This is a genomic window from Haloactinopolyspora alba (assembly GCF_003014555.1).
GTDB classification, from domain to species: Bacteria; Actinomycetota; Actinomycetes; order Jiangellales; family Jiangellaceae; genus Haloactinopolyspora; species Haloactinopolyspora alba.
This window is the reverse complement of record NZ_PYGE01000009.1, coordinates 48,827-75,111: the sequence shown is the minus strand read 5'-3', so window position 1 is coordinate 75,111 and position 26,285 is coordinate 48,827. Positions and strand designations below refer to the sequence as shown.

At 70.8% G+C, this 26,285-nt stretch carries 21 protein-coding genes; 6 read left to right on the top strand and 15 right to left on the bottom strand.

The window, feature by feature from the left end:
• Window positions 1-72: 72 nt before the first annotated feature.
• Genes CLV30_RS13550 through CLV30_RS13530 form a run of 5 tightly spaced genes read left to right on the top strand, consistent with a single transcriptional unit; the run spans window position 73 to window position 5,566 of the window.
• Window positions 73-1,500, top strand: coding sequence for an extracellular solute-binding protein (locus tag CLV30_RS13550; protein ID WP_106537760.1), 1,428 nt, complete (start codon window positions 73-75; stop codon window positions 1,498-1,500).
• Window positions 1,478-2,425 carry a carbohydrate ABC transporter permease gene (locus CLV30_RS13545; protein WP_106537759.1) on the top strand — a complete coding sequence of 316 codons (948 nt, stop codon included), beginning with the start codon at window positions 1,478-1,480 and terminating at the stop codon, window positions 2,423-2,425. Before CLV30_RS13550 ends, CLV30_RS13545 begins: the two co-directional genes overlap by 23 nt.
• Window positions 2,422-3,243, top strand: coding sequence for a carbohydrate ABC transporter permease (locus tag CLV30_RS13540; protein ID WP_106537758.1), 822 nt, complete (start codon window positions 2,422-2,424; stop codon window positions 3,241-3,243). Before CLV30_RS13545 ends, CLV30_RS13540 begins: the two co-directional genes overlap by 4 nt.
• The gene (locus CLV30_RS13535) at window positions 3,243-4,358 is read left to right on the top strand and encodes an ABC transporter ATP-binding protein (RefSeq protein ID WP_106537757.1); all 1,116 of its coding nucleotides are present in this window, start codon (window positions 3,243-3,245) and stop codon (window positions 4,356-4,358) included. The genes CLV30_RS13540 and CLV30_RS13535 overlap by 1 nt, the downstream gene beginning before the upstream one ends.
• A complete protein-coding gene (locus CLV30_RS13530) occupies window positions 4,355-5,566 on the top strand; it encodes a CehA/McbA family metallohydrolase (RefSeq protein WP_106537756.1) in 1,212 nt (403 codons plus the stop codon). The genes CLV30_RS13535 and CLV30_RS13530 overlap by 4 nt, the downstream gene beginning before the upstream one ends.
• Before the next feature lie 235 nt (window positions 5,567-5,801).
• Here the strand turns inward: CLV30_RS13530 and CLV30_RS27550 are convergent, their stop codons facing one another.
• The 3 genes from CLV30_RS27550 to CLV30_RS13515 are packed head-to-tail and all read right to left on the bottom strand — an operon-like array spanning window position 5,802 to window position 10,599.
• On the bottom strand, window positions 5,802-8,543 hold the full coding sequence (locus CLV30_RS27550; protein WP_106537755.1) for a glycoside hydrolase family 38 N-terminal domain-containing protein: 2,742 nt from the start codon (window positions 8,541-8,543) through the stop codon (window positions 5,802-5,804).
• On the bottom strand, window positions 8,540-9,688 hold the full coding sequence (locus tag CLV30_RS13520; RefSeq protein ID WP_205740850.1) for a Gfo/Idh/MocA family protein: 1,149 nt from the start codon (window positions 9,686-9,688) through the stop codon (window positions 8,540-8,542). Before CLV30_RS13520 ends, CLV30_RS27550 begins: the two co-directional genes overlap by 4 nt.
• On the bottom strand, window positions 9,676-10,599 hold the full coding sequence (locus tag CLV30_RS13515) for a sugar phosphate isomerase/epimerase family protein (protein ID WP_205740849.1): 924 nt from the start codon (window positions 10,597-10,599) through the stop codon (window positions 9,676-9,678). Before CLV30_RS13515 ends, CLV30_RS13520 begins: the two co-directional genes overlap by 13 nt.
• Window positions 10,600-11,093: 494 nt before the next feature.
• On the opposite strand from CLV30_RS13515, the gene CLV30_RS13510 reads away from it, so the two are divergent.
• Window positions 11,094-12,086 (top strand): sigma-70 family RNA polymerase sigma factor, encoded by a 993-nt coding sequence (locus CLV30_RS13510; protein ID WP_106537754.1) that lies wholly within the window; start codon window positions 11,094-11,096, stop codon window positions 12,084-12,086.
• Between the two features lie 284 nt (window positions 12,087-12,370).
• Here the strand turns inward: CLV30_RS13510 and CLV30_RS13500 are convergent, their stop codons facing one another.
• The 12 genes from CLV30_RS13500 to iolC all read right to left on the bottom strand — a co-directional run bounded on the left by CLV30_RS13500 (window position 12,371) and on the right by iolC (window position 26,259).
• The gene (locus CLV30_RS13500; protein WP_205740848.1) at window positions 12,371-13,093 is read right to left on the bottom strand and encodes an ABC transporter ATP-binding protein; all 723 of its coding nucleotides are present in this window, start codon (window positions 13,091-13,093) and stop codon (window positions 12,371-12,373) included.
• Window positions 13,090-14,886, bottom strand: a complete 1,797-nt coding sequence (locus tag CLV30_RS13495; protein ID WP_106537752.1) for a branched-chain amino acid ABC transporter ATP-binding protein/permease — start codon at window positions 14,884-14,886, stop codon at window positions 13,090-13,092. The genes CLV30_RS13500 and CLV30_RS13495 overlap by 4 nt, the downstream gene beginning before the upstream one ends.
• The gene (locus CLV30_RS13490) at window positions 14,886-15,761 is read right to left on the bottom strand and encodes a branched-chain amino acid ABC transporter permease (RefSeq protein WP_106537751.1); all 876 of its coding nucleotides are present in this window, start codon (window positions 15,759-15,761) and stop codon (window positions 14,886-14,888) included. Before CLV30_RS13490 ends, CLV30_RS13495 begins: the two co-directional genes overlap by 1 nt.
• Window positions 15,762-15,770: 9 nt before the next feature.
• Complete coding sequence (locus tag CLV30_RS13485; protein WP_106537750.1) at window positions 15,771-16,940, bottom strand: ABC transporter substrate-binding protein; 1,170 nt, start codon at window positions 16,938-16,940, stop codon at window positions 15,771-15,773.
• A 149-nt stretch (window positions 16,941-17,089) separates the two neighbouring features.
• A complete protein-coding gene (locus tag CLV30_RS13480) occupies window positions 17,090-17,884 on the bottom strand; it encodes an ATP-binding cassette domain-containing protein (protein ID WP_106537872.1) in 795 nt (264 codons plus the stop codon).
• A 5-nt stretch (window positions 17,885-17,889) separates the two neighbouring features.
• On the bottom strand, window positions 17,890-18,939 hold the full coding sequence (locus tag CLV30_RS13475; protein ID WP_106537749.1) for an ABC transporter permease: 1,050 nt from the start codon (window positions 18,937-18,939) through the stop codon (window positions 17,890-17,892).
• A gap of 7 nt (window positions 18,940-18,946) precedes the next feature.
• Window positions 18,947-19,954 carry a sugar ABC transporter substrate-binding protein gene (locus CLV30_RS13470; protein WP_106537748.1) on the bottom strand — a complete coding sequence of 336 codons (1,008 nt, stop codon included), beginning with the start codon at window positions 19,952-19,954 and terminating at the stop codon, window positions 18,947-18,949.
• Between the two features lie 89 nt (window positions 19,955-20,043).
• A complete protein-coding gene (locus CLV30_RS13465) occupies window positions 20,044-21,540 on the bottom strand; it encodes a CoA-acylating methylmalonate-semialdehyde dehydrogenase (protein ID WP_106537747.1) in 1,497 nt (498 codons plus the stop codon).
• Window positions 21,537-23,438 (bottom strand): 3D-(3,5/4)-trihydroxycyclohexane-1,2-dione acylhydrolase (decyclizing), encoded by a 1,902-nt coding sequence (gene iolD / locus CLV30_RS13460; RefSeq protein WP_106537746.1) that lies wholly within the window; start codon window positions 23,436-23,438, stop codon window positions 21,537-21,539. Before iolD ends, CLV30_RS13465 begins: the two co-directional genes overlap by 4 nt.
• Window positions 23,439-23,484: 46 nt before the next feature.
• Window positions 23,485-24,417 carry a 5-deoxy-glucuronate isomerase gene (iolB, locus tag CLV30_RS13455; protein WP_106537745.1) on the bottom strand — a complete coding sequence of 311 codons (933 nt, stop codon included), beginning with the start codon at window positions 24,415-24,417 and terminating at the stop codon, window positions 23,485-23,487.
• Window positions 24,418-24,434: 17 nt separating this feature from the next.
• Window positions 24,435-25,322, bottom strand: coding sequence for a Cgl0159 family (beta/alpha)8-fold protein (locus CLV30_RS13450; protein WP_106537744.1), 888 nt, complete (start codon window positions 25,320-25,322; stop codon window positions 24,435-24,437).
• Window positions 25,312-26,259, bottom strand: a complete 948-nt coding sequence (iolC, locus tag CLV30_RS13445) for a 5-dehydro-2-deoxygluconokinase (RefSeq protein ID WP_106537743.1) — start codon at window positions 26,257-26,259, stop codon at window positions 25,312-25,314. The genes CLV30_RS13450 and iolC overlap by 11 nt, the downstream gene beginning before the upstream one ends.
• Window positions 26,260-26,285 lie beyond the last annotated feature (26 nt).

Here is a 26,285-nt window from a genome sequence, read left to right as displayed (position 1 = left end):
TGTCTAGCGTCAGTTAATAGGTCATGACAATCTGACAGCAGAACCAGTGACGTTTCTGCTCTGGAGGATTCGATGAGGCGCACCAACAGGCTGGGCGGGGCCGCCGCCGGGCTCCTCGCATCGGCGCTCGTCCTGGCCGCCTGCGGTAGCGACGACGACGGGGGCGGTGGTGGTGGCGGCGACCCGAGCCGGAACGCCGACGCCACCGAGGTCACGTTGACCATCACGTCCAACGCCATCAAGGGCGGCAAGAACACCGAAGAGGCCACCTGGATCACCGACTGGGTGATCCCGGAGTTCACCGCCATGAAGAAGGAGCAAGGCGTCGACGTCACGGTCGAGTTCGAGGCGAACGGCGTCGACGACGAGGAGTACAAGACCAAGATCGCCCTTGACCTGCAGTCCGACTCCGGAGCCGACATCATCGGCATCGACGGCATCTGGACCGGCGAGTTCGCCGAAGCGGGCTACATCGAGCCGCTGACCGAGGTCGCCGGCGAAGGCGTCGACGACTGGGACGGCTGGGAGCAGATCCCCGAGGCCGTGCAGCAGGCGATGTCGTTCGAGGACCAGAAGTACGGGATCCCGCTGGGCACCGACGGCCGCGTCATCTACTTCAACAAGGAGCTGTTCGCCCAGGCAGGGCTGCCCGCGGACTGGCAGCCGACCAGCTGGCAGGAGATCCTCGACGCCGCGAGGCAGCTGCAGCAGCTCGACGGCGTCACCCCGCTGCAGATCAACGCCGGAACCGCGATGGGCGAGGCGACCACCATGCAGGGGTTCCTGCCGCTGCTGGCCGGCACCGGCGAGCTGGTGTGGAACGACGGCGAGTGGACCGGCGGATCCGAGGGCGTCACCGAGACGCTCGGCTTCTACGCCGACGTGTACGGCGGTGACCAGCCGCTCGGTGACCCGCTGATCCAGCAGGAGGCCCAGGGCCGCGACACCTCGTTCCAGATGTTCGCCAACGGTGAGCTCGGCATGCTCATCGAGAGCGACTACCTCTGGCGATCGGTCATCAACCCGGACGGCGGCATCGCCCCGATGCAGAACCGCGACGAGGCCGTCGGCTGGGCGAAGATCCCCGCCCGCGAGCCCGGAGCCGGCATCAACGGGCAGGACTTCGTCAGCATGTCCGGTGGCACCGGCCGCGTGCTCAACCCGAACACCGAGTACCCGCAGCAGGCATGGGAGCTGCTGCGGTTCATGAACTCGCCGGAGGCGTTCGAGGCGATGCTCGCCGGCTCGGCCCGGATCACCCCGCGCGACGACGTGAACGCCACCGCCCTCGCCGACGACCCGATGCTCACCTTCGTCGCCGAGGAGGTGCTGCCCATCACCGCCTACCGGCCGTCGCTGGCCGCGTACCCGCAGGTGTCGGTGGCGCTGCAGGAGGCGACCGCCAGCGTCGTCTCCGGCACCTCGCCCGACGAGGCCGCGTCGACGTACCAGAGTGAGCTCGAGGGCATCATCGGTGATGACGGCGCCATCGCAGACTGATCCCGCGCCGCCGGGACCCTCCGAACGGTCCCGGCGGCGCCCACGAATCGACGACACCGACGCGGCGGGGCTCGGCCGCGGGCGCGCCGCGGCCTTCGTGGCGCCGGCGTTGCTGCTGATCAGCATCTTCCTGATCTTCCCCGCGCTGTGGACGCTGTACCTCGGGCTGACGAACTGGCGGCTGACAGGACTGGCGGCGGTGGAGCCGGAGTTCGTCGGGCTGGACAACTACCTCGACGCGCTCACCGACCCGTCGTTTCACAACTCGCTGCTGCTGACGCTGCTGTTCGTGTTCTTCTCCGCGGTGGTCGGGCAGTCGGTCCTCGGCTTCTCGCTGGCGTGGACGACCCGCAGGCTCCGGCCGTCGATCCGCTCATTGCTCGAGACGGTCGTGCTGCTGGCGTGGATCATTCCCGCGTCGGTCATCGCGTTCCTCTGGATCGCGCTGCTGTCCCGGCACGACGGGACCCTGAACGCGCTGCTGGGCACCGAGGGCACCGCGTGGCTGCTCGAGTACCCGATGCAGTCCATCATCATCTTCAACATCTGGAACGGCACCGCGTTCTCGATGCTGCTGTTCAGCTCCGCGCTGGCGTCCGTCCCGCCGTCGCAGTTCGAGACGGCGCGGATGTCCGGGGCCGGCACTCTGGCCACGCTGCGCGACGTCGTCTTCCCGAACATCCGCGGACACATCCTGACGAACACGCTGCTCATCACGTTGTGGACGTTCAACGTGTTCACCCCGTACCTGATCACCCGCGGCGGTCCCGAGGGACGCAGCGAGATCCTCGGCGTCTACATCTACCGGGTCGCTCTCAACGAGGGCGCCCTCGGCCGCGGCGCCGCGCTCTCGCTGATCATGATCCTGATCAACCTGGTGATCGCGTCGGTGTACCTGCGACTGCTGCGGGAGCGCAAACCATGAGCGTGCGTCAGTCCCTCGGCGTGATCGGCCGGTACGTCTTCGTCGCGTTCGTGCTGGCGTTCTTCACGCTCCCGCTGCTGTGGCTCGCCAGCGCGCCGTTCGACAGCGCACCGTCGCTGACCGTGGCGTGGCCGGAGTTCACGCTGCAGAACTTCCGCGAGCTCGTCGACAACCCGTACGCGCTGCGGTCGCTGTGGAACTCGGTGATCCTGGCCGCGGGAACGGTGGCCATCGTGCTGACGCTGGCCGCGCTGTCGTCGTACGCGCTGTCGCGGGTGCGCATCCCCGGCCGCGACACGCTCCTGTACACGTTGCTGCTGTTGTCGTCGATCGTCACCGGCACCGCCGCCATGGTGCCGACGTTCCTGCTGATCTCCGAGCTGGGGCTGATCGACCGTCAGCTCGGCGTCGTCCTCGTCCTCGCCGGCGGGCTGCTGCCGACCGCGATCTTCATCCTCAAGGACTTCATGGACTCCACGCCGCGCTCGTACGAGGAGTCCGCGCGGGTGTACGGGGCGTCGTCGCTGCAGATCCTGCGCCAGGTCGTCGTGCCGATCGCGCGCCCCGGGCTGGCCACCATCTCCGTGTGGGCGGTGGTGCAGGTGTGGGGCAACTTCCTCGTCCCGTTCATCCTGCTGCGCTCGGCGGAGAAGCGACCGGCGGCGGTCACGATGTTCACCTTCTACACCGAGGGCGGGCAGCCGAACCTCGCCCTCATCTCCACGTTCTCCCTGCTCTTCTCCATCCCGGTAGTGGCCATGTACCTGTTCGTGAACCGCCGCTACGGCTTCCGCTTCCACGGAGGGATCAAGCGCTGATGGCGGCGATCACCACCAACCACCTGGTCAAGGAGTTCCCCGGCAGTGTCCGGGCGGTCGACGGGCTCGACCTCACCATCGACGACGGCGAGTTCTTCGCGCTGCTCGGCCCGTCCGGGTGCGGCAAGACCACTCTGCTACGCACCATCGCGGGGCTCGAGACGGCGACCGACGGCCGGCTGCACATCGGCGACCGCGACGTGACCGACCTGCCGCCCGGCAAACGCCAGGTGGCCATGGTCTTCCAGGACTACGCACTGTTCCCGCACATGTCCGTCGCCGACAACATCGCGTACCCGCTGAAGATCCAGAAGGTGGACCGCGGCGAGCGGCTGGCCAAGGCCGAGGACGTCGGGAACGGGCTGTCACTGGACGGGCTGATGGCCCGCCGGCCGGGGCAGCTGTCCGGCGGTCAGCAGCAACGCGTCGCGCTGGCGCGCGCGGTGGCCAGCAACCCGCAGGTGTTCCTGTTCGACGAGCCGTTGTCGAACCTGGACGCGCGACTGCGGCTCGAGGCGCGGACCTTCCTCACGACGCTCCAGCGCGAGCTCGGCGTCACCACCGTCTTCGTCACCCACGACCAGGCCGAGGCGCTGGCGCTGGCCGACCGGATGGCCATCATGCGCGAGGGCCGCATCCACCAGATCGGCACGCCGCGTGAGGTGTTCTCGTATCCCGCGGACACGTTCGTCGCGGGGTTCGTCGGCTCGACACCGATGAACCTGCACCCCGCCGTCATCGAGGACGGGCGGGTGTCGCTGGCCGGCGCGTCACTGCCGCTGCCGTCCGGCCTCGAGGGCGCCGTCGCCAACGACCGGCAGGTCGTGTGGGGCGCCCGGCCCGAGTACCTGTCCTGGTCGAGCACGGCTGTCGACGACGCCGTGGCCGGCGAGGTCACCGTCGCCGAGAACCTCGGAGCATCCGTACTGGTCACGGTGGACGCCCAAGGCACGCTGTTCCAGGTCATCGTCGACGAGGACGACGAACCCACTCCGGGCACGCACGGCTGGGTCCGCGCCCGGGCACAGCGGACGCTGGTGTTCGACGCGGAGACGGAGGAACGCATCGTCGCGCCGACCACCACCGCCGTCGGTGCGGCCGCGGACCGCTCGTGAGCGCGCGGCACGTCCGGCACACCGTCCACGTCGGTCCTGAGGACCGGGCGACGTCGCCGTACCTGGAGCTGCCGTTCGAGGTCGCCGCCGGCACGTCGTTGGTGCACGTCCAGCTGGATCACCGCCGCGACGCCGGCGTCGTCGACCTGGGCTGCACGGCGCCGGCGGGCTGGCGCGGGTGGTCCGGCGGCGCCCGGTCGCGGTTCACCATCGCCGCCAACGTCGCCACGCCCGGGTATCTGCCCGGCGAACCCGAGCCCGGCACCTGGGCCGTCGTGCTGGGGCTGCACCGGGTGCCGGCCGAAGGTCTCGACGTCGAGGTCGAGATCAAGCTGGACGGCGCGGCGCCACTCGACCCCGAACCGCTCGCGCCTCCCGTTCCGGAACGCCCGCCGCGTCGTGCGCTGCCCGCCGACGACGGCCGGACATGGTGGGCGTGCGACTTCCACGCACACACGCTGCACTCCGACGGCGCACTCGGCGTCTCGCAGCTCGCGGCGCTCGCCGCCGGATCCGGCCTCGACGTCCTCGCCGTCACCGACCACAACACGGTCAGCCACCACGCGTCGCTGCCCGCCGCCGGTGCGCGCTACGGCGTCGAGCTGCTGCCCGGCCAGGAGGTCACCACCGACCGAGGACACGCCAACGCGTTCGGCGCGATCGGCTGGGTGGACTTCCGCCGCCCGGCCTCGGAGTGGGTGCGCCAGGTCGACGACGCCGGCGGCCTGCTGTCGATCAACCACCCGCTGGCCGGCGACTGCGCGTGGCACCAGCCGCTGGACGTGCGCCCGCCGCTGGCCGAGATCTGGCACTGGAGCTGGCTGGACCGCAGCTGGACCGGGCCGTTGGCCTGGTGGAGCGCCTGGGGTCTCGGCACCGTGCCCGTCGGCGGCAGCGACTTCCACACCCCGGCCGACGGGCGGCCGCTCGCACAGCCGGTGACCTGGGTGGCCGCGGAGTCGCCGTCGACGGACTCGGCACTGGACGCGTTGCGGCACGGTCGCACGGCAGTCGCCGCGGGCATCGGTGATCCGGTGCTGCTGCGTGTGGACGACGAGTTCGTCGCGCTGGACGCCGACGGCCTGCTGCTCGTGGACGCTTACGGCCGCCGCCAAGTGGTGCGCGGCGAAGCGGCGCGTTTCCCCGCCGCCGACGGCCCACACCGCCTCGAGACGCCGCTCGCGTCCGTCGTCGCGTTGTCCCCCTGACCCCCTGAGCCCTTGAGCCCCTGACTCCGCGACCGTCCCGGCTGTGGTCACCTGATCGTCAATCCGTCACCTGATCGTTCCGAATCCGACGATCAGGTGACGAATATCCGGCGTAGCCGGAGCTCCAGTCACCTGATCGTGTCCGAATAGTGGTCGGAAAAGGATCAGGTGACAACCGCACGCGAAAACACGCCGAACGGTCACCTGATCATCTCCGCGACCATGGCAGCGACGGTCAGGACAGGCGGAGGGTGGCGATCTCCCAGGGCGACAGCGTGATCTCCGCCCGTCCGGAGCCACCGCCGGCGCCCCCGACGTCCAGCGGCTCCTGGTCGCGGCCGAGCAGATCCGTCCGCCGCACCGAACCGAACGCGCCGGTGAGCGTCGCCGTCGTCGGCTCGTCGGTCATCGCGACCAGCCGGACCTCCGCCTCGTCGCCGATCGGCCGCACCGACGACACGTCCACACCGGCGCCGTCGACCGACAGGCCCAGGACCGCCGCCGGCAGCGGACCACCGCGCGCAGCGGCCCCGGACATCACCAGCGGCTCGTGCCGGAACTCGGCGGCCCAGCGCACGACGTCGGCCGGCGCCCAGCCGCCGGCGCCCGGCAGCACCGCCAGCCGCGTGCGCACCTCACGGCCGACGTACTGCGCCCCCGGGACCGCGAACTCCGACCCGGCGGGCTCGTCGCGCAGCGGATGCAGGTTGACGCTCATCCAGCCGACGGCACGTAGCAGCGTCAACGCGATCTCGGCTCCGTCGGCGGCCAGCTCGTACTCGGTGACGTGGTCCAGCAGCACGTTCGCCTCCCCCGCGGAGACGAACGACGACGCCGGGTACGTCGGCAGCGGGTACTCGCCCCAGCCGCCTTCGGACTCCAGGCCGCGACGGACCACCGCGAACTGGCCGTCCGCTGCCGACTCCGCGGCCGGCGACGGCAGCGGCACGTGCAGCCGGAGCCGGTGGTCGCGGACGGGGTTCACGAACGACACGTCCACGCGGATGAACGGCTCCCCGGAACGGAGCTCCACCAGGGTGGTCACCGGGACGCGCACGGTCTCCGACGACCGGGTGTCGACATCGGCCGACAGCGACACCGGCCAGTCGTACTCGCGCACCACCCGCAGCACCCCGCGCAGCGGTCCGGACTCCACGACCGAGACGTCGACGGTCGACGGTGTCTCGACCAGCCGGTCGGATGCCGGCGGCCCGTAGTTGTAGCTGTCGCCGCGGTCGCCGCCGGACACGAGCCTGCCAACACCGCGCAGCACGGTCCCGTCGGCGCCGTGCACCGTCAGGGTGCCGTCCACGCTCACGTCGACGCGCACGTCGTCGGAGCGGATGGTCTCGCCGTCCACGCGCACGCCGCCCGCCGGCCGCCCGGCCGCCGGCGCGTCCGCGGACGCGCCCTGCACCGCCCGCACGGCGACCTGCCCGGACGCGTCGACCGGCGCCGAGACCAGCACTCGGCGGCGCGGCTCGGCGATCGTGCGCACCCGCCACCGGTCCGGCGACTCCGCGGCCGCCGCCTCCAGCTCGGCGCGCAGCGTCGCCAGGTCGAACTCCGGCGTCGACGGCACCTGCGCGACGGTGAACTCCAGGAAGCCCGGCCGCAGCGTGTATCCGTCGATCTGCTGCCCGAACAGCTCCCTGCCGTGGATGCGGCGCAGCACCCGGTCGAGCTCTCCGGCATCGAGGGTCTCGTCGCCCAGCACCGTGTCCGAGCGCCCCAGCTCCTGGACCGGCATCGTCGTCCCGTCGGCTGTCTCGGCAGTCACCGCGGCGTCCGTCTCCGGCGCCGCGACGTCCAGCTCGACCAGCGCGTTCCGGTGCCACGGCACGGTGTTGACGACGGCGTGGGCGTCGGCCGGCACGCCGGCGGCGACCGTGCGCAGCACGCTTCCGCGTACTGCCCGCCCGATCTGGGCGGCCTCGTGCAGGCGGGACTCCACCTGATCCGCGGTCTCGTCCACGCCGCACCCGGTGACGGAGTCGTGTGCGGTGGACTCGACGATCCGCCGCCAGGCCACCTCGAAGAACCGGGTGAAGTCCTCGTCGGAGTGAAGCGCCGCGACCGTCTCGGCGTCGCCGACGACGCGTTCGGCGGCGGCCATCGCCTGCTTGAGACCGACCCGGATCGAGACGACACCGGGCAGGATGTTGCCGCGTGCGTGGCTACGCAGCTCGCCCGAGGCGACCGGCAGAGCATCGTCGTCCGGGTCGAACCGCGTCACGTACTCCGGCAGCGTCGCCACCGCGAGCCGTGCGTCGCCGGCGCCGCGGACCAGCTCCATCAGGTCCGCGCGCGGGGCTGAGTGGTCGGTGCCGAGCATCCCCAGCACCGGGTCGTCGCCGTACCAGTCCCGCGTGCTCTGGCGGTACTCTCGGACCGCCTCGCCGAGCCGGGACGGCAGCGCGAACAGGTCGAGCGCGTTGCCGTAGCCGTCGAACAGGTACTCCACCCGCACGGCGCTGCCGTCGGGCGCCTCCCACCGGAACCCGTGCCGGTCGAGACGCCCCGGCGCTCCGCGCCACAGCCCGGCGTGCCGGATGCCCGCGCGCGCCAGGATCTGCGGCATCTGCGCGGTGTGCCCGAACATGTCCGGCAGGTAGCCGACGGGCATCGCCCCGCCCAGCGACGACGCGCCCCGCCAGCCGATCTCGAGATTGCGGACGATGGTCTCGCCGGAGCACAGGAACTCGTCCAGCAGGATGTGCCACGGCCCCACGGCCAGTTGCCCACCGCGCACCAGCGCCTCGACCCGCTCGCGGTGCTCCGGCCGGATCTCCAGGTAGTCATCGACCGCCGCCAGCTGGCCGTCCAGCGTGAAACGGAACTCCGGGTCGGCCTCGGCCCGGTCGAGGACGTCGCCCACGACCTCGACCAGCCGCTGCCGGAACACCTGGAACGGCTCGTACCACTCGCGGTCCCAGTGCGTGTGCGGGACCAGGACGATCTCGGGCGTGCCGCTCATGCGGTCGCCGCCTCCCCCTGCAGCTTCTCCGCGTGCCGCTCCCCCAGCACCCGGATGATGCGCTGACTGGTGACGATGTCGGCGCGGCCCTCGGCGACGCCGGCGCGGGGCGCCTCGCCTGCCGTCACCATCCGGTGGAAGTCCACCAGCTCGTTCTCGAACGACTCCCCGGTGGAGGTGTAGGTCGAGCGCAGTTCGCCGCCGCCGGACCCCGACTCGACGATCTCGAGTGTCGTCGGCGAGTTCAGCAGGTACGGCGTCCCGAAGGTGACGCTCAGCGAGCCGCTCGCGTGGTGCACCGTCAGCGTCTCCCGGTACGCCGGGTAGTCCGGCAGGAAGTGCCAGCTCATCCGCGCCCGCACGCTGCCGGGCAGCTCACCGGTCACTTCGACGGACGGCGGATACGCGTCGTCCGGCCAGGTACGGGCGTCCTCGACGGACACCAGCCCGCCGAACAGGGCCCGCAGCAACGACGTGTCGTGTACCAGGCTGCCGAGCACGACGTTGGCGTACAGGTCGCGGGTCCGCTCCGTCACGTCACCGCCGAGCGCCTGGTCGAGCAGGCGGGCCTGCTCGGACCGGACCGCGCCGAGGGCGGTCGTGTCGACGTCGGTCGGCGCCGGACGCAGGTTCGCGAACGCCAGCTGCGCCTCGCCGGTCGGATGCAGCACGGTCACGTCCACCGCCCGGACGCCGCCGACCCCGGCAAGCCGCTCGCGCAGTCGCCACACCGCCTCGTCGTACTCCTTCATGTACCCCAGCAGCAGTGCCGGCCGGCCGAGTGCGGCTTCCGCCGCGGCCAGCCGGTCCGCCTCCTCGACCGTGAACGACAGCGGCTTCTCGCAGAACACGCCGACGCCACGGCTGATCGCGTTCAACGCGGCGTCGCCGTGCGATCCGGACGTGAGCAGCAGCACGCCGTCGACGCCGGCCTCGGCCACCATCCGGTCAACGTCGTCGTAGCGCTGCTCCGGCCCGACACCGTACTGGCCGCCGACGGCGTCGCGCAGCGATGACGACAGGTCACACACCGCCGCGAGCTCGAACAGATCCCAGCGGCGAGAGATCAACGGCAGGTGCACCGACTGCGCGACCGCGCCGAGCCCTGCAACACCGACGCGCATCCGGTCGGTCACGGGAGCCACCGGCGCAGCGCCTCACGGTTCGCCCGCTGGTCGTCGGCCGCCTTACCGGGCGGGTCGGACGGCGACGGCACCACGTCCTGCTCGACGACGCACCAGCCGTCGAACCCGTCCGCGACGACCGCGTCCATGAACCCGGCCACGTCGAGGTCGCCGGCGCCGAGCTCGACGAACGCGCGCCTCTCCCACACCGCGCGCATCCCCGCGCGCTCCTTGACGACCTGGGCCAGCACGTCGGTGCGCGCGTCCTTGAGGTGCAGGTGGTTGATCCGGTCGCTCCAGCGCCGCCAGCCGTCCACCGGGTCGCCGCCGCCGATGATCAGGTGTCCGGTGTCGAGGGTGAGCCCGACGTCGGTGCGGGCCAGGAACGTGTCGATCTCGTCCGGGGTCTCGACGTTCGTGCACGCGTGGTGGTGGAAGGTGGGCTCGAGCCCGGCCCTGCGGACACGGTCGGCTGCGGTCGCCACGTTCCGCGTCAGCCGGTCCCATCCGGCCTCGTCGAGCCCGATACCGGGCCCGCCGCCGGGGTTGGCCCGCCGGATCTCGTCACCGGCGTCGGCGAGGGTCGGCAACGGCAGCCGGTCCCGGTCCGCCTCCGCCGCCGCGACGAACACCTCGAGCGTCTCGTCCAGCCCGGGCAGCGCCGCGGCGAACGCCTCGTCGTCGGTCAGCGGCAGATCGACCCAGCCTCCGGCGAGCGCCATGCCGTGGGTGCGAAGCCGCTGCCGCAGCTGCTCACCGCGGCCGAGCCAGCCCACCGGGCCGAGGTCGATGCCGTCGTACCCGGCGTCCCGCAACGGAGCAAGGATCTCTTCGGGCTCCGGCAGCGGCTGGTCCGCCGTCAGCTCGAACACACCGAAACTCACCGGCGCACCGGCAATCCCCTTCATGGCCACCTCACTGGTCGTGGTCACGGTGCAGCTCGGCGACCGGCACACCTGGCGGGTCGCGAACATGCGTCTTTTGTCCTGACAACCGTACGTACAGTCAGCCTGCCATAGCTACCCAGGTCCGGGATGCCGAGGCGCCGAAGTCTCCGTGCTTGGCACAGACGTCACGGACGTTCCGCGATCGCACGTTTCCGTGTTTTCTGCGAGGACGTGACGCATCGCACTCGCGCCGGGAATAGACATCGACAGGCAGGCGTTGACCCAGGCAGCGGGTGTGGCTCTGCTGCCGTTCGCACAGGGCACGATCGGCTGGGCAGGGTCGCCCAGGTCGTTCGACGACCCGCGCATCAGGGACGTGTGCGCACACCAGTTGCGGCGCGTGCGGTTTGGCTTGACCAGATCGTTGCACGCTGAGAGGGTTGCGCGGAATCTCTGGCACGTCTCGAGCGTTGAGAACGTATGTTCGCCAGTCTTTCCGGGTACTGTCCCGGGACGACGATACACCTCGAGGGGGACGCATGGCAGCACGGACCGGCGGCGGCACTGACAAGCCGCGGCGCAGTGACAGCGCGCGTTCCGAGGGCGAGCCCGACCTGGTCGGTCGGTATCTCGCACAGCTCGGTTCGACGCAGCTGCTCACGGCCGCGGAAGAGGTCGAGCTCGCCAAGCGTATCGAAGCCGGCGTGTTTGCGGAGCAGCTACTCGCCGGTAACTCCGATGCGGGTGAGCGCCGGAACCAGCTGTCCGACAACGACCGCCGTGAGCTCGAGGCCATCGTCCGCGACGGTCACTCCGCGCGCGATCACATGATCCGTGCCAACCTACGCCTGGTCGTCTCGGTCGCGCGCAAGCTTTCCGGCCGCGGGCTGCCGTTCCTCGACGTCATCCAGGAGGGCAACCTCGGCCTGATCCGCGCGGTCGAGAAGTTCGACTACGCGAAGGGCTTCAAGTTCTCCACCTACGCGACGTGGTGGATCCGGCAGGCCATCCAGCGCGGCCTGGCCGAGCAGACCCGGACCGTCCGGCTCCCGGTACACGTGTCCGAGACCGTCGCCAAGCTGCACCGCATCGACCGCGACCTGCAGCGCCTGCTGGGCCGCGACCCGACGGTCGAGGAGGTCGCCGAAGAGGCCGGCCTTCCGGTCGAGAAGGTCAGCGAGCTGCGCCGGGTCTCGCGCGACCCGCTCAGCCTGGACACACCCATCGGCGACGACGGCGAGTCCAACATCGGTGAACTGATCGAGGACGACGACGTCATCCAGGCCAGCGAGCTGGTCGAGCGGCAGGCGCTGACCGACCAGCTGCGCACGGTGCTGAACTCGCTGCCCACACGCGAGGCGAAGATCATCGGCATGCGCTACGGGCTCGAGGACGGCCACGAGCACACGCTGCAGGACGTCGCCGACGAGGTCGGCGTGTCCCGCGAACGGGTGCGCCAGCTCGAGAAGCACGCGCTGATGCTGCTGCGGGACCCGCGCCGCAACGAGTCGCTCATGGCCTGGGCCAGCTGAACGTCGGCGCCTCCTGCCGTCACCTGATCGCCAATTCGTCACCTGATCGTCAGTGACGCGGCGATCAGGTGACCACAGGTATAAGTGCGCGCGGCATTTCGCTTTCCGCGTCCACCTGATCGACTCCAGCATCCGGACACTGGACGATCAGGTGACGTCTCGGCGGCAGAACCGGCCCTGCTGTCACCTGATCATCGAGGGCGTCAAGCAAGGCACGAGCGACCCGCAGGCGAGGACGGGGACCTGGCACTACCCCACGTCGATCTCCGACCGCTCGCGGTGAGCTACTCGATGCCGAGGTAGGCCTGGATCACACGGCGGTCGGCGAGCAGGTCGTCGGCAGGGCCTTCGTGCGCGACGGTGCCGCTCTCGAGCACGTATCCGTAGGTGGCGGCCCGCAGTGCCCGGCGCGCGTTCTGCTCCACCAGCACCACTGTCGTCCCGGCCGCCTGGATCTCCGCGATCACGGCGAACACCTCGTCGACGATCTTCGGCGCGAGGCCCATCGACGGTTCGTCCATCAGCAGCACGCTAGGCCCGGCGACCAGCGCCCGGGCGATGGCAAGCATCTGCTGCTCACCGCCGGACAACGCTCCGGCCTGCAGGGCGCGCCGCTCGGCCAGCACCGGGAACCGCCCGTACATCTCGTCGATGCGCTCGTCGGCGTCGCTACGCCGGTGCCACGCGCCCAGCCGCAGGTTCTCGTCCACGGTCATGGTGGCGAGTACCTCACGCCCCTCGGGCACCTGGACGAGCCCGGCAGCCACCAACTCGTGAGCGGGCCGCCGCGTGACGTCACGACCGCCGAAACGCACCGACCCGGATCGCGGCCGGACCAGTCCCGCCAGCGCGTTCAGGATCGACGACTTGCCGGCGCCGTTCGCCCCGACGAGCGCGACGAGCCCGCCCGACGGCACCGTGAACGACACCCCGCGCACGGCCTGCACCCGGCCGTACGCGACCACGAGATCGTCGACCTGCAGGGCCGGAGAGGCGTCGGTCGTCACTGCTCCCCCGAACCGTCGGCTTCGTGCGCGCTCGTCTCGACGGCCAGCTCGGCCTCACCCTCGGCGGCGGTACCGAGGTACGCCTCGACGACATGCGGGTCACGCGCGACCACGTCCGGCTCCCCCGATGCGATGACCTCGCCGAAGTCGAGGACGACGACTCTGGTGCAGGTGTCGAGCACCATCCGCACGTTGTGTTCGATCAACAGTACGGTGATGCCGTCGTCGGCCAGCGTGCGGATCAGCTCCGACAGCTCGGCCGCCTCGACGTGGTTCATCCCGGCGGCGGGCTCGTCCAGCACCAGCAGCGAAGGCTGCGCTGCCAGCGCCCGGGCGATCTCGAGCCGTCGCTGGTCACCGTAGGCGAGGTCGCCGGCCGGCGTCGTGGCGCGCTCCGCCAGTCCGACACGCTCCAGCCGAGCCAGTGCCGACGCGAGCACCTGTCGTTCGGTGCGCCGGGCGGACGGCAGGAAGAGCATCCGCCGCAGCAACGTCGACGGCGCCACCCGGTGCGTGCCGACCAGCACGTTGTCGAGCACGGAGAGCCGCTCGAACAGCTTGGAGTGCTGGAACGTACGGCTCACCCCCGCCAGCGCGACCCGATGCGCGGGAACCGAACCGCCGAGACGGACACCGAGCACCCTGACCTCGCCGGCACTCGGCTCGGTCATCCCGGTGAGGATGTTCACCAGCGTCGTCTTACCGGCGCCGTTCGGGCCGATCAGCCCGAGGATCTCGCCGCCACGGATCTCGAGGTCGACGTCGCGGACGGCATGCACCCCGCCGTAGTCCTTGCTGACCCCGGACATCCGCACGACCTCGTCGCCCGGCGGTGGGAGTTTCGGCGCGGGCAGTGCCGGCGGTGGGGAGGTCCCGTCCATGGTGCGGTCGGGCATCGGCGAGCGAGGGACGAGCGAGCCGCGGGCGAGGACGGGACCTCCCCACCGCCGGAGGCGGCCCAACTTCGACACCAGCCCGCCGAATCCGTCCGGCAGGAACAGGACCACCACCAGTAGCAACACCCCGGCGATGAACGGCCGCAGCCAGCCAGCCTCTATGCCCACCGCACGTTGCAACTCGGGGACGGCGGTGAAGAACCCGCTGCCCAGCAACGGCCCGAGGAAGAACGTCGAGCCGCCAACGACGGTGGTGACCAGCCCGTCCACCGCGAACGCGAAGCTGAACTCGTTCGGGTCGGCGAACCGGGAGAAGTGCACCCACAGCACACCGAACAGGCCGGCCACCGCGCCCGCCGTGACGAAGGCGGCCAGCCGATACCGGGTGACGTCGATGCCCATGGCCTTCGCCGCCAGCTCGTCCTCCCTGATGGCTGCCAGCGCCCGGCCCAGCTTGGAACCACCCTGGCGGAGGAACCAGAACCCGATCACGCCGACGGCGATCCACGCCTCCGGCGGGCCGACCAGCTTGGGAACGCTCAGCCCCTGGGCACCACCGGTCCAGCTCTGGTTGATCAGCACGATGCGGATCATCTCGGCGAACCCGAGGGTGGCGATCGCGAGGAACACACCACGCAGCCGGGTGACCGGCAGGCCGAGCACGAACGCCGCGAAGGCACCGGTGACCATGCCGACGACGATGCCGACCGCGAGCGGCGGGACGACCCCGAACATCGGCTCGTCCGGCACGGCCTGGGTGGACGCGAACGCGGCCAGCGACGCGAACCCGGCCTGGCCGAGACTGAGTTGTCCGGCGACCAGCACCGCGTAGAACGAGTACGCGAACACGCCCGTCAGCGCGATCAGCGTGAACGTCGTCGACGAGTCGGCGAACATCAGACCTCACGGACCTTGCGGCTGCCGAACAGCCCTTGCGGGCGCACCAGCAGGATCGCGATGAGCAACCCGAACGCGATGACGTCCCGCCACGACGAGCCGATCTGGGTGACCGCGAACACCTCGATCAGCCCCAGAGCCAGCCCGCCCACCATCGCGCCCTTCAACGACCCCATGCCGCCGACGATGATGACCGCCAGGCCCTTGAGCTCGATGTTGAAACCCATGCTGAGCTGGGCGCTGTTCACACTCAACGCGAACAGCACACCCGCCACCGCACCGAGCGCGGACGACAGCGCGAACGTCGCCGCGGTGACCCGGTCGACGTTGATGCCCAGCACCCGCGCCGCGTGCGGGTTCTCGGCCACCGCCCGCATCGCGCGGCCCAGCCGCGACCGCGCCACCAGCACCGACAGCCCCACCATGAGCACCAGCGACACGGCCACGACGGTCAGCTGCAGCAAGGACACACTGACCCCGAGCACGTCGTAACGATGCTGGGGGAACGTGTCCGGTGCGAAACGCCGGGTGTCCGGGCCGTACCGCGCCTGCAGCAACGCCAGGAACATCGCGCCGACAGCGATCGAGGAGATCAGGCCGGCGAAGTGCGCGTCGTGCCGTCCGCCGAGCGGCCGGAACGCCAGCCGCTCGATCACCAGGCCGAGCACGCCCCCGGCGACCAGGACCGACGGGATCGCCAGCCAGATCGGCATGCCGGCGTTCTCGGCCAGTTCGATGCCGATGAACGCGCCCGCGGCGAACACGGCCGAGTGGGCCAGGTTCAGCCGGTGCAGGATGCCGAACACCAGGGTGAACCCGATGGCGAACAGGGCGTAGATCGAACCGGTGAAGACGCCGTTGACGATCTGCTGCATGCGCGCGACCTACTCGAGGACCGCGAACGAGCCGTCCTCGACGACCTGGACGACCGCCGGGTGCTCGGCGTCGCGCCCGTCGGTGAACGAGAACTCACCCAGCACGGTCGGCACGTCGCTGAGCCCGGCCAGATTCTCGCGGATCGCTTCCCGCTCCCCCGAGCACCCGGCACGCACCGCGCTGTCCACGAGGGTCATCCCGGCGTAGGCCTGGGCGGCGAACTGGTCCGGCTGGGCGCCGTACTCGTCCTCGTACGACTGGATGAACTCCGTGGTGAGCGGGTCGTCCGCGGTGGAGTTCCAGGCGGCACCGACGACGACCCCTTCGGCCGCGTCACCCGCGTCGGCCATCAGCTGCGGGCTGTTGAAACCGTTGCCGCCGATGATCGGCATCTGCATGCCGGCCTCGCGGGCCTGCGTGACGAGCGGTACCGCCGCCTCGATCAGCGCCGACACGACCAGCGCGTCCGGGTCGGACGACGCCGCCTGCTCGAGCAGCGCACGGAACTCGGTGTCGGACTTGGAGAAGGTGATGGTCTCGCTGACCTCGACGCCGACCTCGTCCAGTGCCGCGGCGAACGCCTCGTAGCCGGACTCGGTGAACGCGTCGTCGTTGCTGTACATGACGACGACGTCCTGCAGCCCGTAGGCCTCGGTGGCGGCGGCGACGGTCTCGGGGATGACCGCGGACTCGGTCAGCGAGTCGCGGAAGACGTAGTTGCCGATCTCGGTGATGCCCTCGGCGGTGTTGGAGATGCCCAGCACCGGCGTGCCGGCCTCGTGCGCGATCGGGTCGGTCTGTTTGGCCGTGTTGGACAGCGTCGGGCCGATGATGACGCTCTGTGGGTCGGAGCCGGTGAACTGCTCGAAGACGGTGATGCCCTGTTTGGGGTCGGTCTGGTCGTCCTCGACGGTCAGCTCGTAGGTGACCCCGCCGGCTTCGTTGAGCTGGTCGACGGCCAGCTCCAGGCCGTTGCGCTGCGTCTCGCCGTAGCTGGCCGCCGCACCGGTCAGGCTGAGCACCGCGCCGACCGGAACCGGCGAGTCGATGGTGCATTCGTCGCCGGTGCCACTGCCGACGAGCTCACCCTCCGGTCCGGCGCTGGTCTCGTCCGCCGACGTACATGCCGCCAGCGTCACCGCCGCCGCTGCCACTGCTGCCGTCCGGAACCACCGCATCCGTCGCCTCCTCCTCGATTAGGGCGCGGCACAGCATAGCGGTCCCGGCCGACATCATCGCCAGAATTTCACCGCTCCCCTCCTCCCCATGATCATCGGCACTTGTCCGCCGTATGAGCGGAAAAGTGCCGATGATCATGGGGGGTCGCTCATCGCCGGAGTTCGTGCTCCAACGTGCCCAGTTCGTCACCTCCGGCCATCTCCTGGGTCAGCTGGTCCAGCGTGACGTCCGCGCGGCCGGCGTCCAGGTTCGTCCGCCCGAGCTTCAGCACGACGAAGTGGTCGCCGATGAGGTGGGCGTGGTGCGGGTTGTGCGTGATGAACACGACGCCGAGCCCGGCGTCACGGGCCATCGCGGTGTACTTGAGCACCACACCGGACTGTTTGACGCCCAGCGCCGCCGTCGGCTCGTCCAGGATCAGCACGCGGGCCCCGAAGTACACCGCCCGCGCGATCGCGACGCACTGCCGCTGTCCGCCGGACAACTGGCCCACGGGCTGGTCGATGTCGGCCAGCTCGATGCCCATCTTGGCCAGCTCCTCGCGCGCCGTGCGGCGCATGCGGTCGGAGTCCAGCATCTTGACCGGGCCGAAGCCCTTGCGGATCTCCGAGCCGAGGAAGAAGTTGCGCCACACCTCCATCAGCGGCACCACGGCGAGGTCCTGGTAGACGGTCGCGATCCCCCGGTCCAGTGCCTCCCGCGGCGACGAGAACGTCGTCTCCTCGCCGTCGACGCGCAGCACTCCCTCGGAGTGCTGGTGCAACCCGGACATGATCTTGATCAGGGTGGACTTGCCGGCACCGTTGTCGCCCAGCACGCAGGTGATCTCGCCGGCGTTGACCCGCAGCGACACCCCCTCGAGCGCGCGGATCGCGCCGTAGTGTTTGCCGATGTCCTGCACCTCGACCAGCGCGGTGGGCGCACTCGTGTCGTCGGCCGTCATCGCCGTCACCTCTTCGCCGCCGATCGTCGGACGTACATGTTCAGCAACGTCGCCAGCAGCAGCATGGCCCCGAGGAAGGTGTAGTACCAGTCCGGGTTCCAGCCGGCGTAGACGATGCCCTGGTTGGTCATGCCGAAGATGAACGCGCCCATGGCCGCGCCCACGGCCGAGCCGTAACCGCCGGTGAGCAGGCAGCCGCCGATCACCGCGGCGATGATGTACTCGAACTCCTTGCCGACGCCTTCGCCGGCCTGGATGGTGTGCAGCGAGAACAGCAGGTGCATGCCGACGAACCAGGCCGCGAAACCGACGGTCATGTACAGCCCGATCTTCACCCGCGCCACGGGCACGCCCACGGCGCGGGCGCTGTCCTTGTTGCCGCCGACCGCGAAGATCCAGTTCCCGATACGCGTGCGCAGCAGCACCCAGGTCGCGATGGCGACGAACAGCAGCCACCACAGCACCAGCACCCGGATCCGCACCCCGCCGATGGTCCACTCCGAGGCGAAGATCGCCTCCAGCGCGGCGTAGCCGTCCATGTCCGAGATCCGCTGGGTGGAGACCGTGCCGGTGACCAGCCTGGTCACGGCGAGGTTCGCGCCCTGCAGCATGAGCAGCATGCCCAGCGTCACCAGGAAGCTCGGTATCCCGGTCTTGATCACCACGTACCCGTTGAAGAAACCGATGGCCAGCGACACCCCGAGGGCGGCGAACACGCCCACCCACACGTTCAGCGTGAACTGGTAGGTGATCGTGGCCGCCGCGATCGCCGACGTCGTCACCGCGACGCCGGCCGACAGGTCGAACTCGCCGCCGATCATCAGCAGCCCCACGGCGACCGCCATGATGCCGAGCACGGCCGCCGTGTACAGCACCGTGGCGAACGAGTCGAGCTGCCGGAACGGCGCCGCCGTGGCGAAGAAGAACACGAAGATCGCCACGGCGCCGACCAGCGAACCGGCTTCCGGCCGGATGAACAGCCGGCGCCAGACCGGACGACGCGGCTGATCGTCCTGGCCTGGCTGGGCCGGCTCCGCTTTCACGGTCGTGCTCATCGACGCGTCACCGCGTCCCGCGCTCGGCGTACTGGGCGATCTCGTCGATGTTCTCCTGGGTGACGAACGACGGCCCGGTCAGCACCGCGCGGCCACCGCCGATCTCGTTGCCGTTGGTGACGTTCAGCCACAACCCGCTGACGGCGAGATAGCCCTGCAGGTACGGCTGCTGGTCCACGGCCCAGAGGACGTCGCCGCTCTTGATCGCGTCGACGAGTTCCGCGTTGGTGTCGAACGTGACGACCTGCGCGTCCGCGCCGGCGTCGGCGACCGACTGCACGGCGGTCATCGCGAACGGCGCGCCGAGCGTCAGGACCCGCTCGATGTTCGGGTCCTCGGCCAGCTTGGCCTGGATGGTCGAGCGGACCGACGGCATGTCGGTGCCGTCGACGTACAGCTTCTCCATCGTGCCGGAAAAGGTGGCGGCGGCACCGTTGCAACGAGCCTCGAGGGACACGCTGCCCTGCTCGTGAATGACACACAGAACCTTGCTGACGCCGGCCTCGCTCAGCCGCTGACCGGCCGCCTCGCCGGCGACGGTCTCGTCCTGGCCGAAGAACATGCTCGCTCCGGCCTGCTGCCAGGCGTCCTGTCCGGCGTTCAGCGCGACCACCGGGATGCCGGCGTCCACGGCCCGCTGGACGGCCGGTCCCATGGCGTCCGGCTTGGACATCGTCACCGCGATGCCGTCGACCTCGGAGTCGATGGCGTTCTGGACGAGGTTGGCCTGCTCGGCCGCTTCGGGACTGTTGGAGTAGACGAGTTCGACGTTGTGTCGTTTGGCGGCCTCCTCGGCACCGTTGCGCACGATGGTCCAGAAGGTGTCGCCGGGCGCCTCGTGCGTGACGAAGGCGATCGTGTGTTCGGTGGGGCCGGAGCCGCCGCCACCGCCGCCCTGCTGCTGGTTCTCCTCTTCGGCTTCACGCCCGCCGGAGCTGCTGCAGGCGGCCAGGACCACCAGCAGGCTCATCGCGCCGGCGAGGGCCCGTCGCTGTCGGAGTCGTTCTCGCGCCATTGCGATCTCCTCACTCCACGGCCGGTCCCGGGCCCGCGCCGTGCGTCAGATGGCCGATCCGCCCCGGGGACGGAGCACACTCTCCTCGATCAAGACGTCGTCGGGAAGTGGTAGCTGGCGTCCGCCGGGTGTTCGACGGACGGCCAGCGGGACGTGACGACCTTCGCCCGGGTGTAGAAGGCGACGCCTTCCGGCCCGTGGATGTGCGACTGCCCGAACAGGGAATCCTTCCATCCGCCGAAGGAGTAGTACGCCATCGGTACCGGGATGGGCACGTTGATGCCGATCATGCCCACCTGGACGCCGCGCTGGAACCGTCGTGCGGCCGAGCCGCTGGACGTGAAGATCGCCGTGCCGTTGCCGTACGGGTTCGCGTTGATCAGGTCGATGGCCGCGTCGACGGTGTCGGCGCGCAGCACCGTGAGCACCGGGCCGAAGATCTCTTCGGTGTACACGTCCATGTCGGTCGTGACCTGGTCGAACACCGTGGGCCCGACCCAGAAGCCGTCGTCGTGCCCGGGCACGGTCAGTCCGCGCCCGTCGACGGCCAGCCGCGCGCCCTGCTCCTCTCCGGTGCCGATCAGGCCGCTGATGCGGTCGCGCGCCGCCGCCGTGATGACCGGGCCCATCTCGCTGGACTCGTCCCGGCCCGGCCCGACGCGAACCTTCGCCGCCTTGTCCGCTACCGCCTCGACCACCGCGTCGCCGGCGTCGCCGACCGTCACCGCGGCCGAGACGGCCATGCACCGCTCGCCGGCCGACCCCATGGCGGCGGCCACCAGGTGGTCCGACGCGTAGTCGACGTCGGCGTCCGGCAGCACGATCGCGTGGTTCTTCGCGCCGCCGAGCGCCTGCACCCGCTTGCCGGTCGCGGTGGCGCGCTCGTGGATGTACCGCGCGATGGGCGTCGAGCCGACGAACGAGACGGCGGCGACGTCGTCGTGGTCCAGGATCGCGTCGACAGCGGTCTTGTCGCCGTGCACGACGTTGAAGACGCCGTCGGGCAGCCCGGCCTCCGACCACAGCCGCGCGACGAGCATCGACGCCGACGGGTCGCGCTCGCTGGGCTTCAGCACGAACGTGTTGCCGCAGGCGATGGCGACCGGGTGCATCCACATCGGCACCATGACCGGGAAGTTGAACGGTGTGATGCCGGCGACGACCCCGAGCGGCTCGCGGAAGCTGTACACGTCCACGCCGGTGGACACCTGGTCGGAGTACTCGCCCTTGAGCAGCTGCGGGATGCCGCAGGCGAACTCCACGACCTCGAGCCCGCGCTGCACCTCGCCCAGCGCGTCCGACACGACCTTGCCGTGCTCGTCGGCGATGAGCTCCGCCAGCTCGCGGGCGTGCCGGTGCACCAGGTCGCGGAAGGCGAACAGCACCTTCGTCCGGGCGCTCAGCGACGCCTGCGACCAGGCGGGGAACGCGTCACGCGCCGCGGCGACGGCGGCGTCCACCCCGGCCGGGTCGGCCAGCAGCACGTCCGCCTGGTGCTCACCGGTCGCCGGGTTCCACACCGGCGCGGTGCTGGTGGCGCCGGCCGTCGCGGCCGTGCCGCCGATCCAGTGTTCGATGGTCCTCACGTGGCGTCCTCTCCGGCACGCTCGGCGGGATCCACCAGCGCGCGCTGTTCCTTCTTCTGCTCGTCGTACGTCCCACGGGCCCGCCTGGTCGTGTCCAGCTCGGCGACCTCGCTGACCGGCACGTCCCACCACGACTCGCTGTCGGGCGCGGGAACCATCGGGTCGGTCTCGATGTGCACGACGACGGTCTCGTCGGCCTCCTTGGCCTGCCGCAGCCCGGCGCGCAGGCTCTCGACGTCGTGGGCTCGGATGACCCGCGCGCCGAGGCTCTCGGCGTTGGCCGCCAGGTCCACCGGCAACGTGGCGCCGTCGAGCCGGCCGCTGGTCTCGTCGCGGTACCGGTACCGGGTCCCGAAACGCTGCGCGCCCACCGACTCCGACAGCGACCCGATGGACTGGAAGCCGTGGTTCTGCACCAGCACCACGATCAGCTTCTCCGCCTCTTGCACCGCGGTGACCAGTTCCTGCGCCATCATCAGGTAGGAGCCGTCGCCGACCAGCACGAACACGTCGCGGTCGGGGGCCGCCATCCGGACGCCGAGGCCGCCGGCGATCTCGTAGCCCATGCAGGAGTACCCGTACTCGACGTGGTAGCCCTTCGGGTCCCGGGTCCGCCACAGCTTGTGCAGGTCACCAGGCATCGACCCGGCCGCACAGACGACGACGTCGCGATCCTCGCTGACGTCCTCGACCGCGCCGATGACCTCCGACTGCGCCGGACGCGGAGAGTGCCGCAGCGTGTACGCCTCCTGCACCGTCTGGTCCCACTCCGCCGCCAGCGCACGGGCGCGGTCGCGGTAGCCCACCGGGGTGGACCAGCCGGCCAGCTCTTCGCGCAGCGAGACCAGCGCCTCGCGGGCGTCGGCCTGCACGGCCACGCCGGAGTGCTTGACGGTGTCCGAGCCGGCGACGTTGATGTTGACGAACCGCACGTCCGGATCCTGGAACGCGGTGCGCGACGCCGTCGTGAAGTCGCTGTAGCGGGTGCCGACCCCGATGACGACGTCGGCCTCGCGGGCCATCCGGTTGGCGGCCGTGGTGCCGGTGCTGCCCACGGCGCCGAGCGCCAGCGGGTGGTCGTAGGCCATGCTGCCCTTGCCGGCCTGGGTCTCGGCGACCGGCACCCCGGTGGCCTCGGCGAACTCGCGCAGCGCCGCGGTGGCCTCGCCGTAGATCACGCCGCCGCCGGCCACCACGAGTGGACGCCGCGCCGTCCGCACGACCTCGGCGGCGCGTGCCAGCGCGGCGGGCTCGGGCACCGGCCGCGCGACGTGCCACACCCGGGGGGCGAACAGCTCGTCCGGCCAGTCGTACGCCTCGGCCTGCACGTCCTGCGGCAGCGCCACCGTCACCGCCCCGGTCTCGGCCGGGTCGGTGAGCACTCGCATCGCGCCCAGCAGCGCCGCCGGCAGCTGTTCCGGCCGCCAGACCCGGTCGAAGAAGGTGGAGACCGGCCGCAGCGAGTCGTTGACCGACACGTCGTGCGAGACGGGGTGCTCCAGTTGCTGCAGCACCGGGTCGGCGACCCGGGTGGCGAACACGTCGCCCGGCAGCAGCAGCACCGGCAGCCGGCTGATGGTGGCCAGCGCCGCGCCGGTGACCATGTTGGTGGCGCCGGGGCCGATCGACGCGGTGCAGGCCAGCGTCGACAGCCGGTTGCGCATCCGCGCGAACCCGACCGCGGCGTGCACCATGCCCTGCTCGTTACGTGCCTGGTGGTACGGCAGCGCTTCCGGGTCGGCCAGCTCCGATTCCAGCAGCGCCTGCCCGAGTCCGGCGACGTTGCCGTGCCCGAAGATGCCGAAGCAGCCCTCGAACAGCCGGTGCCGCTCGCCGTCGCGCTCGGTGTACTGCGCCGACAGGAACCGCACCACGGCCTGCCCCACGGTCAGCCGCATGGCTCTCCTCCTTCCTTCGCTCCGATGATCATCAACGATCTGCCCACTATGACCTGGCGGATCGTTGATGATCACCGGAGTCGGCGGACGTCAGCGGAAGCCGGGAGTCCGGCTGCTGCTGCTCCCACTCGCGGCGCACCCACGCGTGGTCGGGGTCGTCCCGGATCAGCCACTCGCGGGTGGAACCGGGACCGGCCATGACGTTCAGGTAGTACAGGTGGTAGCCCGGAGCGGCGACCGACGGACCGTGCCAGCCGTGCGGGATCAGCACGACGTCGCCGGTGCGCACCTCTTCCAGCACGTCGATGGGCCGCTCCGGCGTCCCGTACACCCGGTGGAATCCGAACCCGGCGCCGGGGCGGCCCGTCGACCCGGCGGCCGCGTCCGTGCCTTCGCTGACCTCGAAGTAGTAGATCTCCTCGAGCGCGGCCTCCTGCCCGGGAAGGTCCTCGTCGTGCTTGTGCGGCGGGTACGACGACCAGTTGCCCGCCGGGGTGATCACCTCGACGGCGATCAGCCGGTCGGCCTCGAACGTGTCGGCGGAACCGAAGTTGTTCACCTGCCGGGTCGAGTTGCCCGCGCCGCGCACCTCGACCGGTACGTCCTCGGCCGGGCGGTACCGCGCGGGCAACTGCCGGGTGCACCGCGCCGCCGGCAGTGCGAACCGTCCGCCGTCGTGCGCCGTCACCACGACCTCGGCGTCGCGCGGGACGTACACGGAATCGGTGACGGCGCTGAACACGTCCCGCCGCCCGCGCAGCGTGAACTCCTCCCCGTCGCAGACCACCGTGCACGACCCGGCCAGCGGCAGGACGAACATCTCCTCGTCCCCGGTAGCGAAGCCCTGGCTCTCCTCCGCGCCCAGCTCCAGGACGCGCAGCGAGGTCCACCTCCAGGTCTCGTCGTCCGGCGCGACCTCGATCGCGTACGGCCCGCGTGCCGCGCTCCCCGCGGGCCGGTAGTGGGTCCGGTCGTCCATACGCCCTCCTCTGACGTTCACAGCAGGCTCACTGCCGTGTCGACGGCAGCCGCGACGTCGCCGTCCGGCGGGTACAGCAGCGTCCGCCCGACAACCAGACCACGTGCCGTCGGCAACCGCAGCACCTTCTCCCACCTCCGGAACGCGGCGTCCGGGTCGTCGGGCACCTCACCACCCAGCAGCACGGCGGGCAGCGTCGACGCCGACAGCACCCGTTCCATGCCGTACGGGTCGTCGTCGACGACCGGGAGCTTGAGCCAGGTGTAGGCCGACGTGCCGCCCAGGCCGGCCGCGACGGTCACCGACCGGACCACGGCCTCGGTCGACAGGTCGTTGCGCAGCCGCCCGTCGACCCGGTGTGACATGAACGGCTCGACCAGCGCGATGCGGCGGCGCTCCGCCAGCTCGTCGACCGCCTGTGCGCAGGACTGCATCGTGGGTGCGCTCGCCGGGTCGGCCGGGTCGATACGCAGCAGCATCTTGCCCATCTCGAAGCCCATGCGGTCGATGCCGGCCGCGTCGTAGCCGGTGAAGCGGTCGTCGATCTCGAAAACCGCCCCCGCCAGGCCGCCCCGGTTCATCGACCCGACCACGACCTTGTCGTCCAGCGCGCCGAGCAGCAGCAGGTCCTCGAGCAGGTCCGCTGTGCCGAGGACGCCGTTCACCCCCGGCCGGTTCAGCGCCACGATCAGCCGGTCCAGCAGCTCGGCACGGTCGCCCATCGCCTGCGGGTCCCGGCCGGCGCCGAGAGCACCGCGCGCCGGATGGTCGGCGGCGATCACCATCAGCTTGCCGGACGGGCCCACGAGGCTGTCCGGCCGCTGCCGGCGGGCAGCCGCCTCGGTCACGGCTTCCGGTCGCGTCGCCCGGGTCTCGGCGATCGAGCGCACACGTTCAGCGGACACGCGCGTCCTCCTCCAGGAAGGCCGTCACGGCCTCGGTCGTCGGCATCGCGTCCGAACACGCCAGCTCGGTGGTGACGATGGCGCCCGCGGCGTTCGCGAAGCGCACGCACTCGTCCAGCGGCATGCCGGCCAGCATCGTGTGGCACAGCGCGCCACCGAACGCGTCGCCGGCACCCAGCCCGTTCACCACGTCGACGAGGATCGGCGGGACGTCGTAGCTGCCGGTGTCGTCGACGGCCAGCACGCCCTTCGGCCCACGCTTGACCACGGCGGTGGTGACGCCGAGCTCGCGCAGCGCGGCGGCCGCCTCCTCCGGATCGCGAGTGCCCACGGCGGTCTCACACTCGTCGAGATTGCCGACGGCCACGGTCACGTGCCGCAACGCCTCCTGCATGTGGGTGCGGGCGTGCTCGCGCGACTCCCAGAACATCGGCCGGTAGTCCAGATCGAGCACGGTGTGGCCGGTGCGCCCGCGCGCCTCGAGCGCCGCCAGCGTGGCCGAGCGGCTCGGGTCCTGACACAGGCCGGTGCCGGTGGCCCAGAAGATGTCCGCCTCCCGCACCGCGTCGAGATCCAGCTCGTCCGTGCTGATCTGCAGGTCCGGCGCAGTGGGGATGCGTCCGTAGAAGTAGATCGGGAAGTCGTCCGGCGGGAAGATCTCGCACAGCGTCACCGGCGTGGCCAACGACGGCACCGCCGTCACGTACCGGTCGTCGACACCGTAGCCCCGCAGCGCGCGGTGCACGAACCGGCCGAGCGGGTCCTCCCCGGTCCGGGTGACGACGGCCGCCTCGCGTCCGTGCCTCGCCGCCGCCACGGCCACGTTGGTCGCCGAGCCGCCGAGGTACTTGGTGAAGCTGGTGACGTCCTCGAGCCCGACACCGATCTGGTTCGGGTATATGTCGACGCCGACCCGGCCGATCGTCAACACGTCCACGCTGTCACTCTCCTCTTGTAGGTGTG